12 protein-coding genes, 1 pseudogene and 1 riboswitch are annotated in these 15328 nt (G+C 63.3%); all 13 genes and pseudogenes read left to right on the forward strand.

What is annotated here, in order from left to right; all coding sequences use genetic code 11:
- Window positions 1-172: pseudogene (locus AC5DC2_RS08420) on the forward strand (nicotinate phosphoribosyltransferase); the annotation flags it as partial.
- A gap of 82 nt (window positions 173-254) precedes the next feature.
- Window positions 255-454: riboswitch (cobalamin riboswitch) on the forward strand.
- Between the two features lie 165 nt (window positions 455-619).
- Window positions 620-2554, forward strand: coding sequence for a TonB-dependent receptor domain-containing protein (locus tag AC5DC2_RS08425; RefSeq protein ID WP_491698174.1), 1935 nt, complete (start codon window positions 620-622; stop codon window positions 2552-2554).
- 87 nt (window positions 2555-2641) lie between these two features.
- Window positions 2642-3496 carry an ABC transporter substrate-binding protein gene (locus AC5DC2_RS08430; protein ID WP_491698175.1) on the forward strand — a complete coding sequence of 285 codons (855 nt, stop codon included), beginning with the start codon at window positions 2642-2644 and terminating at the stop codon, window positions 3494-3496.
- Window positions 3493-4494: a FecCD family ABC transporter permease gene (locus AC5DC2_RS08435; protein ID WP_024706992.1), complete on the forward strand. Its 1002-nt coding sequence runs from the start codon at window positions 3493-3495 to the stop codon at window positions 4492-4494. The genes AC5DC2_RS08430 and AC5DC2_RS08435 overlap by 4 nt, the downstream gene beginning before the upstream one ends.
- Window positions 4494-5267: an ABC transporter ATP-binding protein gene (locus AC5DC2_RS08440; protein WP_036236253.1), complete on the forward strand. Its 774-nt coding sequence runs from the start codon at window positions 4494-4496 to the stop codon at window positions 5265-5267. Before AC5DC2_RS08435 ends, AC5DC2_RS08440 begins: the two co-directional genes overlap by 1 nt.
- Before the next feature lie 200 nt (window positions 5268-5467).
- On the forward strand, window positions 5468-6718 hold the full coding sequence (locus tag AC5DC2_RS08445; RefSeq protein ID WP_024706994.1) for an aspartate kinase: 1251 nt from the start codon (window positions 5468-5470) through the stop codon (window positions 6716-6718).
- An 84-nt stretch (window positions 6719-6802) separates the two neighbouring features.
- Complete coding sequence (gene ptsP / locus AC5DC2_RS08450; RefSeq protein WP_491698176.1) at window positions 6803-9070, forward strand: phosphoenolpyruvate--protein phosphotransferase; 2268 nt, start codon at window positions 6803-6805, stop codon at window positions 9068-9070.
- Between the two features lie 59 nt (window positions 9071-9129).
- Window positions 9130-10212 (forward strand): peptide chain release factor 1, encoded by a 1083-nt coding sequence (gene prfA / locus AC5DC2_RS08455; RefSeq protein ID WP_491698177.1) that lies wholly within the window; start codon window positions 9130-9132, stop codon window positions 10210-10212.
- A gap of 10 nt (window positions 10213-10222) precedes the next feature.
- On the forward strand, window positions 10223-11089 hold the full coding sequence (gene prmC / locus AC5DC2_RS08460) for a peptide chain release factor N(5)-glutamine methyltransferase (RefSeq protein WP_491698178.1): 867 nt from the start codon (window positions 10223-10225) through the stop codon (window positions 11087-11089).
- Window positions 11090-11407: 318 nt separating this feature from the next.
- The gene (locus AC5DC2_RS08465; protein ID WP_491698179.1) at window positions 11408-12148 is read left to right on the forward strand and encodes a DUF4167 domain-containing protein; all 741 of its coding nucleotides are present in this window, start codon (window positions 11408-11410) and stop codon (window positions 12146-12148) included.
- A 121-nt stretch (window positions 12149-12269) separates the two neighbouring features.
- Window positions 12270-12902, forward strand: a complete 633-nt coding sequence (cmk, locus tag AC5DC2_RS08470) for a (d)CMP kinase (RefSeq protein ID WP_491698180.1) — start codon at window positions 12270-12272, stop codon at window positions 12900-12902.
- A gap of 172 nt (window positions 12903-13074) precedes the next feature.
- Window positions 13075-14781, forward strand: coding sequence for a 30S ribosomal protein S1 (gene rpsA / locus AC5DC2_RS08475; protein WP_024707000.1), 1707 nt, complete (start codon window positions 13075-13077; stop codon window positions 14779-14781).
- Between the two features lie 133 nt (window positions 14782-14914).
- Window positions 14915-15259, forward strand: coding sequence for a DUF6665 family protein (locus AC5DC2_RS08480; RefSeq protein ID WP_491698181.1), 345 nt, complete (start codon window positions 14915-14917; stop codon window positions 15257-15259).
- The last annotated feature ends 69 nt before the right edge of the window (window positions 15260-15328 follow it).

The following is a 15328-nucleotide window of genomic DNA, read 5'->3' on the forward strand; positions in this document are numbered from 1 at the left end:
CGGCGGGCTGAAGCCGATCTCGATCGTCTGCAAGGTCTCCGACGCCAACGGCCGTCCGGCGGTCAAGCTTTCCGACAATCCGCAAAAGGCGACCGGCGACCCGAAGGAAGTCGAGCGTTACCTGAAGTTTTTCGGCTCGGAAGACATGCACGAGCAGCCGGTCCTGGTCTGAGGCCTGACCGAAAGGCAATAGATCGAACTTATCCCCGCAATTCGCGCGTCTGGCGTCATTGACTTGGCAATGCGCCGCCGCATAGATTGCGCGCGGATCAGGTTCCGTTCTGACGAACGGATGAAAAGGGAACACGGGACAGGGCTTTTTGCCTCATCCGTGGCTGCCCCCGCAACTGTAGCCGCAGAGCCGTTTCCATGATGTCACTGGGTTTGCCCGGGAAGACGGAAACAAGGGCGATGACGCGGAAGCCAGGAGACCTGCCTGATCCCGTCACCCATGCCGGAACACGGGGTTCTTGTTTTGGCGCGGTCTGCCGTCGCGGTGACATTTCGAAACGATGTTGCCGCCGACGGGACAGGACCGCGACCGGGTGTTTTGCCGTGTCACTTCTTCCCCGACGGGCTTTTTCGGCCGGCCTGAAACCGGTCGGCTTGGGGATATGACATGAACAAATCCATGCTTGCGGCCTCGGCCGCGCTTTTGATCCTGACGCCTGCGCAGGGGGTGCTCGCCCAGGATGCCGGGATCGTCGGAGATGACGTGATCGACCTGCAGCCGGTCTATGTGACGACGCCGCTGCGCCGTCCCTCGACGATCCTGCAGTCGACCTCGACGGTGACCGTGATCGATGAGGAGGATATCGAACGATCGGCGGCGCCCGACCTGCCGTCGCTGCTCAGGAAGTATCCGGGCGTCAACATTACCGCCAATGGCGGGCAGGGCGCACAGGCCTCGATCACGCTGCGCGGCGCAAGCGCATCCCAGACGCTGGTGCTCGTCGATGGCATGCGGGTCGCCTCCGCGACGGCCGGCTCGGCGTATCTTTCCAATATCCCGCTCTCAGCCATCGCGCGGGTCGAGATCGCCGAGGGCGCGCATTCGGCCGAGTGGGGCGCGGATGCGATCGGCGGCGTCGTCAACATCATCACGAGGGACGGTTCGGCCTGCGCTAACGGCCAGGCAATCTGCACCACGGTCGAGACCGGCGTGACCTGGCCCTGGGGCGGCTTCGGCACGGTGGCGACCCGCGGGATTACGGACAATGGCGTCGATTTCAACCTCGGCCTCTCCATCCTCGGAACCGAAGGCTATGATTTCACCACGCCTGAAAATCCGGTTCACGAGGCGGGCCGCGACGGCTTCCTGCAGGGCGCGTTCAACTATTCGATCGGCAAGGACTTCGCCTGGGGCCGGCTTTATTCGGAAGGCTTCTATGCCCGCTCCAACCCGCATTTCGACAGTGCGCCTTACGCCGACTGGATGACCGGCGCCATGGTCTACGGCGCCAACCAGGCGATCCAGACCAATGCCGCCTTCAAGCTCGGCGCCGAGCTCGATCATGCCGACGACTGGTCCTCTGTCTTCGAGATCTATTCTGCCTTCGATTACCAGAAGAACTTCCGCGACGACCATCCGGAAGCCGAAACGCATTACGATACCAACCGCTTCGGTCTTTCCGCCTCGACCACGAAGGAGGTGATCGCCGGCGACGCGCTCAACAGCTTCACCCTTGGCGGCGAGGCCTATCGCGAGACGGTGGACAGTTCCGTTGACTATACGCAGACCGGGCGCAATGTCGGCGCGGTCTACGGCCAGTACGGCCTCGAATATGAGGCGCTGACGCTGAACGCCGGCCTGCGCTATGATGCCGACGAACAGTTCGGCGGCGCGCTCACCTACAATATCGGCCTCGGCTACGAGCTCCTTCCGGGGCTGACGGCGCGGGCCTCCTATTCCACCGGCTTCAACGCCCCCACCTTCAACGATCTCTACTGGGCCTTCGACGGCACCTATGAGGGCAATCCGGATCTCGATGCCGAAACCTCGAAGAACTGGGAAGCCGGCCTCAACTGGGATTCGGGGAACGGCACGATCATCGATCTCGTCTACTACGAAAACCATATCGACGACATGATCGCCTATGTCTCCGATCCGGTGACCTATATCGGGACGATGGAGAATATCGACAGGGCCAAGATTTCCGGCGTGCGCGCTGTCTGGTCGCAGGCTCTGATGGACGACCGGATCGGGCTTGATTTCGGCTTCGAATACCGCCTGCCGAAGAACGAGACGGATGACGTCTATATCGCCGACCAGAACCGGCTGAAGCTGACGGCGGCGGCAAGCTGGCAGGCGACCGAAGCCCTCAATCTCAATGCCGATATCGAATATGTCGGCAGTCGCTGGACCAATGAATCGAGCTATAATCCGCAGCTTGGCGACTACACGCTGGTCAATGTCTCGGCACTCTACGATATCGACCCGGCCGCGCGCGTCAAATTCGCGGTGGAGAATCTGTTCGATGAGGATTATGAGACCACCTATGGCTATAAGGCGCCCGGCACAACGGTAACGCTTTCCTACCAAAGGACCTTCTAGATGCTGCGGTCGGCGCTGACGGCACGAACCCTTTTGAATGTCGCGAGCGTCTGCGCCGGCCTCCTTCCTGCCTTGCTGGTTCCAGGCATGGCTTTCGCCCGTCACCAGAGCTTCGCGCCGGCCCGCGTCGTCTCGATCAATCTGTGCGCCGACCAGATGGCGATGCTGCTTGCCGAAGACGGCCAGCTCGTCTCGGTGTCGAACCTTGCGGCCGATCCGGCGGTTTCTGCGATGGCGGAGGAGGCCAGGGGCTACAGGCTCAATCACGGCCTTGCCGAGGAAGTCTTCCTGATGAAGCCGGACCTGGTGCTCGCCGGCAGCTACACCACGCGCGAGACGGTGGACCTCCTTAAGCGGCTCGGCATACCGGTGGCCGAATTCGACCCCGAAACCTCGCTTGACGATGTGCGCGAGAACCTGCTTCGCATGGGCCATCTGCTTGGCCGTGAAGACACGGCCGGAAGGCTTGTCGCGAACATGGACGAAACGCTCGCAGACCTTGAGGCGATGCCGGCCAACGGCAAGACGGCAGCGCTCTACTTTGCCAATGGCTACACGTCGGGCGAGGAGACGCTGGCCGGCGATATCGTCGCCAGGTCGGGACTTTCCAATATCGGAAGATCAGCCGGTGTCGACGGGCTCGGCCGCCTGCCGCTCGAGCGCCTGATCATGGCCGCGCCGGAGGTCATCATCGGCGGAGACAGCGGCTATGACGCGCCGGCGCTGGCGGAAGCGCCCTTTGCCCATCCCGCCTTCCGCGCGGCCGCCGCCAAGGCGGACCTTGTCGACCTGCCCAGTCGCCTGACGATCTGCGGCGGGCCTTTCAATCTTGAGGCGGTCGCCCGCCTGAAGAGGGCTGCCGCCGGGATTGAGCCTCCGCGCGCGAAGGATGCGGCTTCCCGTTTCGGCGAATGGCAGCTCCGTTCCGCAGGCGCGCCATGACTGAACGGGGCCGTTATCTTTGTCTCCTCCTTGGCCTCGGCGTGCTGGCGGCGGCGCTGTTCGTGGCCTCGCTCACCGTCGGTCCGGCGGGGTTCGGCTTTCGCGCGGCGTTCTCCGGTCTTTTCAGCCATGATGCCGGGGCGATCGCGCTGATCATGCAGGAAATCCGGCTCCCGCGCGCGCTTCTCGGCCTTGCAATCGGCGCGACGCTCGGCCTGTCAGGCGCGGTTCTGCAGGGCTATCTGCGCAATCCGCTGGCCGAACCGGGCCTTCTCGGGGTTTCGGCCTCGGCCTCGCTTGGCGCGGTGATCGCGATCTATACGGGCTTGTCAGCACTTTTCGCGCTGGCGCTGCCGGTTCTGGCGCTGGTCTTTGCCGTTCTCTCGGTCGTTCTGGTGCGGTTTCTGGCGGGCGGCGGCGCGCGCAGCCTGTCGATCATTCTGGCCGGCGTCGCCGTGACGAGCTTTGCCGGCGCGATGACGGCGCTTGCGCTCAACCTCTCGCCCAATCCCTTCGCGGCCATGGAAATCATGTTCTGGATGCTCGGGTCGCTGGCCGATCGCTCCATGTTGCAGGTCTGGCTGGCAGTGCCCTTCATGGCGCTCGGCTGGGTTCTGCTGTTTTCGTCAGCGCGCGCCCTTGATGCGATGACGATCGGCCATGACGCGGCGGAAAGCCTTGGCATATCGCCGAAAACCACCGAACGGTTGGTGATCTGGGGCGTTGCGGCAAGCGTCGGGGCGGCGACCGCCGTCTCCGGCGCGATCGGCTTCGTCGGGCTGGTGGTGCCGCATCTCCTGCGCCCGCTGGTCGGCGCGGTGCCGTCCCGCCTTCTGCCGGCAAGCGCGCTGGGCGGTGCGGCGGTGCTTCTGGCGGCCGATGTGGCCGTGCGGCTGGTTGCGCCCGAGCGGGACCTGAAGATCGGAGTCGTGACGGCGCTCATCGGCGCGCCCTTCTTTCTGTGGCTGATCTTCAAGACGCGGCGGGAGCTGATCTGATGCTGCTCGGCGTCGACAATCTCACTGTCCGCATCGGCGGGCGCGCCATCATCGACAATGTCACCCTTTCGGTCGGTCATGGCGAGCTCGTGGGCCTGATCGGGCCGAACGGCGCCGGCAAAACGACGCTACTGAAGGCCTGTCTCGGCCTTGCCCGCGCCTCCGGCGACGTGAATCTGGCGGACAGGCCGCTTGCCGCCATGACGCCGCTCGAGCGCGCCCGCGCCGTCGCCTACCTGCCGCAGGACCATGAAATCGCCTGGGCGGTGGCTGTGCGGCATATCGTCGGCCTCGGCCGCCAGCCCTGGCGCGAAGCGTCGGTCTTCGGGGATTATGCCGGCGGCCATGTCATCGCTCGCGCCATGGAATGCATGGGCGTCGACGCGCTTGCGGACCGGCGCGCCGACACGCTTTCCGGCGGGGAGCGTGCGCGGGTGCTGATTGCCCGGGCTCTGGCCCAGGCAGCGCCGTTGCTCGTTGCCGACGAGCCGGTGGCGGGGCTCGATCCGGCCCACCAGATTGCGCTGATGGAGGTGTTCGGCTCGCTCCTTCACGACGGGCGGTCGGTTGTCTGCTCGCTTCATGACCTGGGCCTGGCCGCGCGCTGGTGCACGCGGCTGGTGATGCTGTCGGAGGGACGCGTCGTCGCCGACGGGCCGCCCTCTGCTGTGCTGACGCCTGAAAACCTTCGGCGCGTTTATGGCGTCGAGGCGTTTTTCGGCCATGCCGGCGGCGGGCCGGTGGTCATGCCCACAGGGCTTTCGAAAAAATAGCGCTTCGGCCGGCCGCGCGCCTGTCAAACTCTTGCCAAGCGCCATTGCGCGCGGTGTCCGATTTCGCTAAGAAACCGCAGCTTTCCCGGCTGCGTGAGTCCGGTTGCGACCGGTCCGGCCGCCAACCGGGTTTCCAGGGGATGGCCGTGGTGTCGCGTCCGCCATCGCTTTCGGACGCCAGAAAATTCGAGTGTTGGAATATGGCCCGCATTGTCATGAAGTTCGGCGGCACTTCCGTCGCCAATATCGAGCGTATCCGCAATGTGGCGCGCCATGTCAAACGCGAGGTCGATGCCGGCCACGAGGTTGCCGTCGTCGTTTCCGCCATGGCTGGCAAGACCAACGAACTCGTCGAGTGGACGCGTGAAGCCTCGCCGATGCATGATGCGCGCGAATATGATGTGGTCGTCTCCTCCGGCGAGCAGGTGACCTCGGGTCTTCTTGCCATCGTGCTGCAGTCCATGGGCGTCAACGCCCGCTCCTGGCAGGGTTGGCAGGTGCCGATCAGGACCGACAGCACCCATGGCGCGGCCCGCATCGCCGATATCGACGGTTCGGATATCGTCAAGCGCATGGGCGAGGGGCAGGTTGCCGTCTGCGCCGGTTTCCAGGGCATCGGTCCGGACAACCGGATCGCGACCCTCGGCCGCGGCGGATCGGATACCTCCGCCGTTGCCATCGCGGCAGCGGTCAAGGCGGATCGCTGCGACATCTACACCGATGTCGACGGCGTCTACACCACCGACCCGCGCGTCGAGCCGAAGGCGAAACGCATGAAGAAGGTGGCATTCGAGGAAATGCTGGAAATGGCCTCGCTCGGCGCCAAGGTGCTGCAGGTGCGCTCCGTCGAACTGGCCATGGTCCATAAAGTGCGCACATTCGTGCGCTCGAGTTTCGAGGCGCCGGATGCGCCGGGCATGGGCGACTTCGACAATCCGCCCGGAACCCTGATTTGCGACGAGGATGAGATTTTGGAACAGGAAGTCGTGACCGGCATCGCGTATGCCAAGGATGAAGCGCAGATCTCGCTGCGCCGCGTGGAAGATCGCCCCGGTGTTGCCGCCGCCATCTTCGGCCCTCTTGCCGAGGCTCATGTCAATGTCGATATGATCGTGCAGAACATCTCGGAAGAGGGCACGCATACCGACATGACCTTCACCGTGCCGGCGTCGGACGTGGAGAAGGCCAAGGCGGCGCTTGCCGCCAAGCAATCCGAAATCGGCTATGACGTGATCCAGAGCGAGACCGAGCTTGCCAAGATTTCGGTGATCGGCATCGGCATGCGCTCGCATTCCGGCGTTGCCGCATCGGCCTTCAAGGCACTGTCGCAGAAGGGCATCAACATCAAGGCGATCACGACATCGGAGATCAAGATTTCGATCCTGATCGACGGCGCCTATGCCGAGCTTGCTGTCAGAACTTTGCATTCCTGCTACGGTCTCGATAAATAAGCCGTAACGGATTGTCCGCAAACCCCTCGTTTCGGAACGGTCCGACTGAAACCTAGACGGTTTCTCCACCGGGGACAGACTGCTATGAACCACCAAGCACCGAGCCCGCGTATCCTGCTGAAGCGGCTCAGGGAACTGATGGCCGAGCCGCTGGAGCCGCAGGACCGCCTTGACCGCATCGTCGGCCAGATTGCCGACAACATGGTCGCGGCCGTGTGTTCGGTCTATGTGCTCAGAGCCGACAGCGTGCTTGAGCTTTATGCGACGCAAGGCCTGAAGCGCGATGCGGTTCACCTGGCGAGCCTGCGCATGGGCCAGGGTCTTGTCGGCACAATTGCGGCTTCCGCGCGGCCGCTGAACCTTTCCGATGCTCAGTCCCACCCCGCCTTCCGTTATCTGCCGGAGACAGGTGAGGAAATCTATCACTCCTTCATGGGCGTGCCGATCCTGCGCGCCGGCCGCACGCTCGGCGTTCTCGTGGTGCAGAACACCGACGAGCATGCCTATAGCGAGGAAGAGGTCGAGGCGCTGCAGACGGCGGCGATGCTGCTTGCCGAACTGATCGCCTCCGGTGACCTGAAGAAGATCACCCGACCGGGCATGGAGCTCGACCTGACCCGCTCGGTGTCGCTTTCGGGCGATGCCTATGGCGAGGGCATCGCGCTCGGCCATGCCGTGCTGCACGAACCGCGAATCATGATCAACAACCTCGTCAACGAGGACAGCGACGCCGAGATCGCGCGGCTGCGCGCGGCGATCGAGAAGCTGCGTTTCTCGATCGACGAGCTTCTTCAGCGCAATGACGTGCCTTCGGAGGGCGAGCACCGCGAGGTGCTGGAAACCTACCGCATGTTCGCCCATGACCGCGGCTGGGTCCGGCGGCTTGAAGAAGCGATCATGCTGGGGCTGACGGCCGAGGGCGCCGTGGAGAAGGTGCAGAGCGACACCAAGGCCCGGATGATCCGCCTCACCGACCCCTTCATGCGCGACCGCATGCATGATCTTGATGACCTTGCCAACCGGCTGCTGCGTCAGCTGACCGGCCATGCGGTCGATACGGACGGGGAGAATTTCCCCGAGGACGCCGTGGTCGTCGCCCGCGTGATGGGCCCGGCCGAGCTTCTCGATTACCCGCGCGAGAAACTGCGCGGCCTTGTACTCGAGGAGGGAGCGGCGACCAGCCATGTCATCATCGTCGCGCGCGCCATGGGCATTCCGGTCATCGGCCAGGCGACCGGCGTTGCCGCCCAGGTGGAGAACGGCGATGCGATCATTGTCGACGGTGATGATGGCGAGGTGCATGTGCGCCCGCTCGATGCGGTCGTCACCGCCTATGAGGAAAAGCTGAGGCTGAGGGCGCGCCGCCAGGAGCAATTCCGGGCTCTCCGGTCCGTCGATCCGGTCTCCGCCGACGGCGTACGCTTCAAGCTGATGATGAATGCCGGGCTTCTGGTCGACCTGCCGCAGCTTGACGATTCGGGCGCGGAAGGGATCGGCCTGTTCCGCACCGAGCTGCAGTTCATGATCGCCTCGCGCATGCCGAAGGCGGCCGAGCAGGAGAGCTTCTATCGCCAGGTGCTCGACCATGCGGGCAATCGTCCCGTCACTTTCCGCACCCTCGACATCGGCTCCGACAAGATGGTCTCCTATTTCCGCGCGCAGGAAGAGGAAAACCCGGCCATGGGCTGGCGCGCGATCCGTCTGGCGCTCGACCGGCCCTATCTCCTGCGCATGCAGCTGCGCGCGCTGATGAAGGCGTCCGCCGGCGAGACGCTCAGGGTGATGGTGCCGATGGTTTCCGAGGTCGGCGAGATCCGCGAGGCCCGCGCGCTGATGGCCAAGGAAGTGCAGCACATGGCCCGTTTCGGCCATCAGGTGCCGCGCAGAATAGAACTCGGCGCGATGCTGGAAGTGCCGGCGCTGATCTACGAGATGGACGAGCTGATGGCCGAGGTCGATTTCGTCTCGGTCGGCTCCAACGATCTTTACCAGTTCTTCATGGCGATCGATCGCGGAAATGCCCGCGTTTCCGACCGTTATGACACGATCAGCAAGCCCTTTCTCAGGATGTTGCGCGATATCGTGCGGGCGGGCGAGCGCAACAATGTTCCGGTGACGCTGTGCGGCGAATATGCCAGCAAGCCCATTTCGGCGCTGGCCCTTTTTGCCATCGGCTATCGTTCGGTGTCGATGTCCGCGACGGCGATCGGTCCGGTGAAGGCGATGCTGCTCGGTCTCGACATTTCGGCCGTCAGCGATGTCGTGAACGCGGCGCTCGATGATCCGGCGAACCTGACGCCGGTGCGCGCCCTTCTGGAACGCTTTGCCGGCGAGCACAATATTCCGCTTTAGCGGCGTTTTTAAAAACGCAGGCGGCAAAAAAGACCAACAACAAGCGGAGAGAATGACCCGTGGCGATGCTACCACAGGAAAAGATGCGGGAACTGGAACGGCGTTTTGCCGAGGTCGAGGCGCGCATGTCGTCCGGCCCCGACGCCGAGACCTATGTGAGGCTCGCCTCCGAATATGCCGAGCTCGAGCCGGTGGTGGCCAAGATCCGCGCCTATCAGTCCGCCGAACGCGAGCTTGCCGACCTCGAAAGCCTGCTTTCCGATCGCGCGACCGACAGGGAGATGCGCGATCTCGCCGAAATGGAAGTGCCGGAGCTTGAGGAGCGCATCGAGGCGCTGACCGGGGAAATCCAGCTCCTGCTGCTGCCGCGCGATGCGGCCGATGAGAAGAGCGCGGTGCTGGAAATCCGCGCCGGGACCGGCGGTTCCGAGGCGGCGCTTTTTGCCGGCGACCTCTTCCGCATGTATGAGCGCTACGCCTCCGACAAGGGCTGGAAGGTCGAGGTGCTCTCGGCCAGCGAAGGCGATGCCGGCGGCTACAAGGAAATCATCGCCTCCGTTTCGGGGCGCGGCGTTTTCTCGCGGCTGAAATTCGAATCCGGCGTGCACCGCGTGCAGCGCGTGCCGGAAACCGAGGCCGGCGGGCGCATCCATACCTCGGCGGCGACCGTTGCCGTTCTTCCGGAGGCAGAGGACATCGATATCGAGGTCCGCCAGGAAGATATCCGCATCGACACGATGCGCTCGTCCGGTGCGGGCGGTCAGCATGTCAACACCACCGACTCTGCCGTGCGCATTACCCATATCCCGACCGGCATCGTCGTCACCAGTTCGGAGAAATCCCAGCACCAGAACCGGGCGAAGGCCATGCAGGTGCTGCGCGCCAAGCTTTTTGACATGGAGCGCCAGCGCGCCGACAGCGAAAGGTCTGCCGACCGCAAGGCCCAGGTCGGTTCGGGCGACCGGTCGGAGCGCATCCGCACCTATAATTTTCCGCAGGGGCGCGTCACCGATCACCGCATCAACCTCACGCTCTACAAGCTCGATGCCGTGATCGCCGGCGATCTCGACGAGATCGTCGACGCGCTCGTCGCCGATTACCAGGCCGGCCAGCTCGCGCTTCTCGGCGCGAAGGCCAGTTGAGGATACGGGCGTGACGACGCTTTCAGCGCTCTATCGCAAGGCCGTTGCCGCCTTCGAGGCGGGAGGTCTTGAAACGCCGGCAGAGGATGCGCGTCATCTGGTCAGCGGCGTGCTCGGCCTGTCCCTGACGGAGATGATGACCGAGGGCGCCCGCGTGATCGAGCCGGATGAAGAGATCGCCGTATCGGCCGCCATGGCGAGGCGGCTTGCGCGCGAACCCGTCTACCGCATCCTCGGCGCGCGCGAATTCTTCGGCCTTGACTTCATGCTGTCCGCCGACACGCTGGAGCCGCGGCCGGACACGGAAATTCTGGTCGAGCATGCGCTTGCCTTTCTCAAGCAGACGGTTCGGCGAAAAGGCGCGGTCCGTTTTGTCGATCTTGGCACCGGAACCGGCGCGATTGCGGTCGCTCTGTTGAAAAATTGCGCCGGAGCGACCGCGCTTGCCACGGATATTGCCGACGGGGCTCTTGAAACCGCGCGCGCCAATGCCTTGATAAACGGTGTCGCGGATCGTTTCGAGACGGCGCGCGGACCATGGCTCGATGCGGCAAGGGGGCGATACGACATGATCGTGTCAAATCCGCCCTATATCGTCTCGGACGTGATCGATACACTGGCGCCCGAGGTCAGGGAGCATGATCCCGCCCTTGCGCTGGACGGAGGCAAGGACGGTCTTGACGCCTATCGCGCGATCGCGGCGAAAGCCTCGGACCATCTGGCCGAAGACGGCATTGTTGCGCTTGAGATCGGCTTTGACCAGAAGGACATGGTGACCGCGATTTTCTCCGAAGAAGGGTTCGCACTTGCACAATCGCACAGGGATTTTGGCGGAAATGACCGCGTTGTCATTTTTGCAAGCGCCCGGAAAAGCTGAAAATCAAGCCGGTTCCGGCCTTTTTCAAAACAGGCGAAGAAAGGGCTTGGAATTTTTAGACAAGCACGATAGGTTGCAGCCACGCAAAACGGTGACTGAACGAAACGGGCGATTCGTCGCCAGGCAACAGTCTCAAGGTTTTTCGTCCAATGTTGGTTCATTGTGACATGCCGTCTTTTGCGTGATTCAGGTATTTGGATTCCACGAATGGCAGCGGGTTATTTACCCTGCCAACGGGGCTATGCCGCCGTGTTTCGCTGATGCGGGAACGGCCAAGGCGTAGCTCGACCATTGACAGAAAATTCAGGTGAATACTCCATGAGGTCAGGACAGCAGAATAAGCGCAGCCGGGGGCGCGGCGGCAATAATAACTTCAACCGTAAGGGCGCCAACCCGCTGACCCGGACTTATGACAGTACCGGTCCTGATGTGAAGGTGCGGGGCACCGCGCAGCATGTTGCGGAAAAATACATGTCGCTTGCGCGTGATGCGCAAGGGGCGGGCGACCGGGTGATGGCGGAGAACTATCTCCAGCACGCCGAGCACTATAACCGCATCATTGCCGCGGCCCAGTCGCAGCTTCAGGAGCGCCATCAGCGCGACGACCGCTCCGACGACGAGAATGACGATGTTGCGGCCAAGAAGGGCAACAACAACAATAACCAGTCGTCGTCCGACGAGCGCGGCGAGCGCAAGGAACAGCAGCGCAGGCAGGAACCCCAGGTGGATGCCGACGGCCCGCAGCCGGTGATCGACGGAACGCCCGCCGAGGTTGCGGCCGAAGAGGCCGAGGGCCAGTCGGCGGCGAAATCCCGCCGCCGTTCGACCGCCGCCAGCCGTCCGCGCCGCACCAAGCGCGCCGCCGCCGAAAATGCCGGCGAGGACGAAAGCGCCGCTTCCGCCGGCGAGAATGGCGAAGAAGCCGAGGCTCCGAAAAAGCCGCCGCGCCGCCGCCGCACACCGAAGGCCGAGGCCGAAGGCGACGAGGGCAAGGGCGCGTCGTCCAAGCCTGCCAAGAAGGACAAGGCCCCCGCGCTTGCCGACAGCGCGTCGGAATAGGCTTTCACGTTATTCGAACATCGGGCCCGGTTTTTCAGCCGGGTCTTTTTCGTTTGATCCGGTTGTTCCGATTTTCGGGCCGATGCGCTATGTCAGCGTCAAACGGAACGGAATGAGTGTCATGGGCTTTGTCATCGCAATCGACGGACCGGCGGCGGCCGGCAAGGGAACACTGGCGCGAAAGCTTGCCGCGCATTACGGCCTGCCGCATCTCGACACCGGGCTCACCTACCGCGCAACGGCGAAGGCGCTTATCGATGCGGGAAAGCCGCTGGACGACGAGGCGGTTGCGGCCGAGATGGCCGCCAGTGTCGATCTCGGCAATCTCGATCGCGCGGTGCTTTCGGCCCATGACATCGGCGAGGCGGCATCGAAGGTCGCTTCCATGCCCGCCGTGCGCGTCGCGCTGGTCGAAGCGCAACGGCGCTTCGCAGCGGCCGGCAACGGGGCTGTGCTCGACGGCCGCGACATCGGCACGGTGGTCTGCCCTGAGGCGCCGGTGAAGCTTTATGTGACGGCCGATGCCGAGATCCGCGCCAGACGCCGCTATGACGAGATCGTCGCCAAGGGCGAGACGGCCGATTTCGATGCGATCCTCGACGATGTCCGCCGCCGCGACGCGCGGGACATGGGGCGAAAGGACAGTCCCTTGCGCCCCGCGGAGGATGCGCACTTGCTTGATACGTCCAAAATGGGTATAGAGGCCGCGTTTCAGGCCGCGCGCGCCCTCGTGGACCAGCGGCTTGACCCGTAATGCATGCGGAGGAGGCTCCGCAAATCAAGGTTTTCACTGCATCCATGCGCCGGAATGCTCTTTGTCTTTCCCGAAAAGGCGAAGAGGGGTGTGGTGACAGCCGAAGATCAACACCAGCCACCGGCGCAACGCGTGTTCGGTTCAAGAGAACGGACACGATCCAGGAGTTTTCATGACTGCACAAACCCCCACGCGCGACGATTTCGCCGCAATGCTCGAGGAATCCTTCGGCGCGAACAATGATCTTGCCGAAGGCTATGTTGCCAAGGGCCTGGTCACGTCCATCGAAAAGGACATGGCCATCATCGACGTCGGCCTGAAGGTCGAAGGTCGCGTACCGCTGAAGGAATTCGGCGCGCGCGGCAAGGATGGCGAGCTGAAGGTTGGCGACGAAGTCGAAGTCTATGTCGAGCGCATCGAAAACGCGCTGGGCGAGGCTGTCCTGTCGCGTGAGAAGGCCCGCCGCGAGGAAGCATGGGTCAAGCTCGAGGCCAAGTTCGAGGCCGGCGAGCGCGTCGAAGGCATGATCTTCAACCAGGTCAAGGGCGGCTTCACGGTCGATCTCGACGGTGCGATCGCCTTCCTGCCGCGTTCCCAGGTGGACATTCGCCCGATCCGCGACGTATCCCCGCTGATGCACACGCCGCAGCCGTTCGAAATCCTGAAGATGGACAAGCGCCGCGGCAACATCGTCGTTTCGCGCCGGACCGTTCTTGAGGAAAGCCGTGCGGAACAGCGTTCGGAAATCGTCCAGAACCTCGAAGAGGGCCAGGTTGTCGAGGGTGTCGTCAAGAACATCACCGATTACGGCGCCTTCGTTGATCTCGGCGGCATCGACGGGCTGCTGCACGTCACCGACATGGCATGGCGTCGTGTCAACCATCCGACCGAGCTTCTGTCCATCGGCCAGAACGTCAAGGTTCAGATCATCCGCATCAACCAGGAAACGCACCGCATTTCCCTGGGCATGAAGCAGCTTGAAGCTGATCCGTGGGATGGCATCCAGGCCAAGTATCCGGAAGGCAAGAAGATCTCCGGTACGGTCACGAACATCACCGATTATGGTGCGTTCGTCGAGTTGGAGCCGGGCATCGAAGGCCTGATCCACATCTCGGAAATGTCCTGGACCAAGAAGAACGTCCACCCCGGCAAGATCCTGTCGACCACACAGGACGTCGATGTGGTCGTGCTCGAAGTCGATCCGGCCAAGCGCCGCATTTCGCTCGGCCTCAAGCAGACGCTCGAGAACCCGTGGGAAGCCTTCTCCTTCTCGCATCCGTCCGGCACGGTTGTCGAAGGCGAGATCAAGAACAAGACCGAATTCGGCCTGTTCATCGGTCTCGAAGGCGATGTCGACGGCATGGTGCACCTCTCCGACCTCGACTGGAACCGTCCGGGCGAGCAGGTTATCGAGGAGTACAACAAGGGTGACGTCGTCAAGGCTGTCGTTCTCGATGTCGATATCGACAAGGAACGCATCTCGCTCGGCATCAAGCAGCTCGGCAAGGATTCGCTCACGGAAGCCGCAGCTTCCGGCGATCTGCGCAAGGGTGCTGTCGTGTCCTGCGAAGTCACTGCCGTCAACGACGGCGGTGTCGAGGTCAAGCTCGTCAACCACGACGACATCTCGGCCTTCATCCGCCGTTCGGATCTCGCCCGCGACCGCGACGAGCAGCGCCCCGAGCGTTTCTCCGTCGGTCAGGTCTTCGACGCCCGCGTCACCAACTTCTCCAAGCGCGACCGCAAGGTCATGCTCTCCATCAAGGCGCTTGAAATCGCCGAGGAGAAGGAAGCCGTGGCACAGTTCGGTTCGTCCGACAGTGGCGCCTCGCTCGGCGACATCCTGGGCGCGGCCCTGAAGAACCGCGACGACCAGTAAGCGTTCCGCTTGCGCTGACTGAGTTCAAGCCGCCGGGTGGCAACGCCCGGCGGTTTTTCTTTTTGGCCGTCAAACTTGACGATAGCGGCCTGCCTTCCGATGTTTGGAAGACGAAGCGGTAGAGGAAATGACCATGGCAAAAAAGACACCGATATTGCCCGGGACGAACAGCAGGCCGCTCGATCCCAGGATGGACGCCCTGCAATACGAAATCATGCAGGAGACGGCACAGGCGCTGGGGCGGATCGGGCGCAGGCTGGAAGAGGCGCTCGCCGCCCTCAAACGCCACGACGAGACGCCGGGCTCCAACCAGGATCGCGATGCACTGGTGCAGGAGGCGGCCGATCGCGCCTTCGCGCTCTTCATCCAGCGCGACTATCTCGGGCTCAGGACCGACCATCACCTGACATCGACCTATGATATTCCCCGCGAGGTGATGTTGCGCGTCGGCGTGATGAAAAAGGCGGAAAAGACCTGAGGCGGCGACGGCTCCAAGGCCCTTTCGCAAAGCCGTTCACAAAAAAACGCCCCGGTTGATAAACCGGGG

Source organism: Martelella sp. (assembly GCF_984369615.1).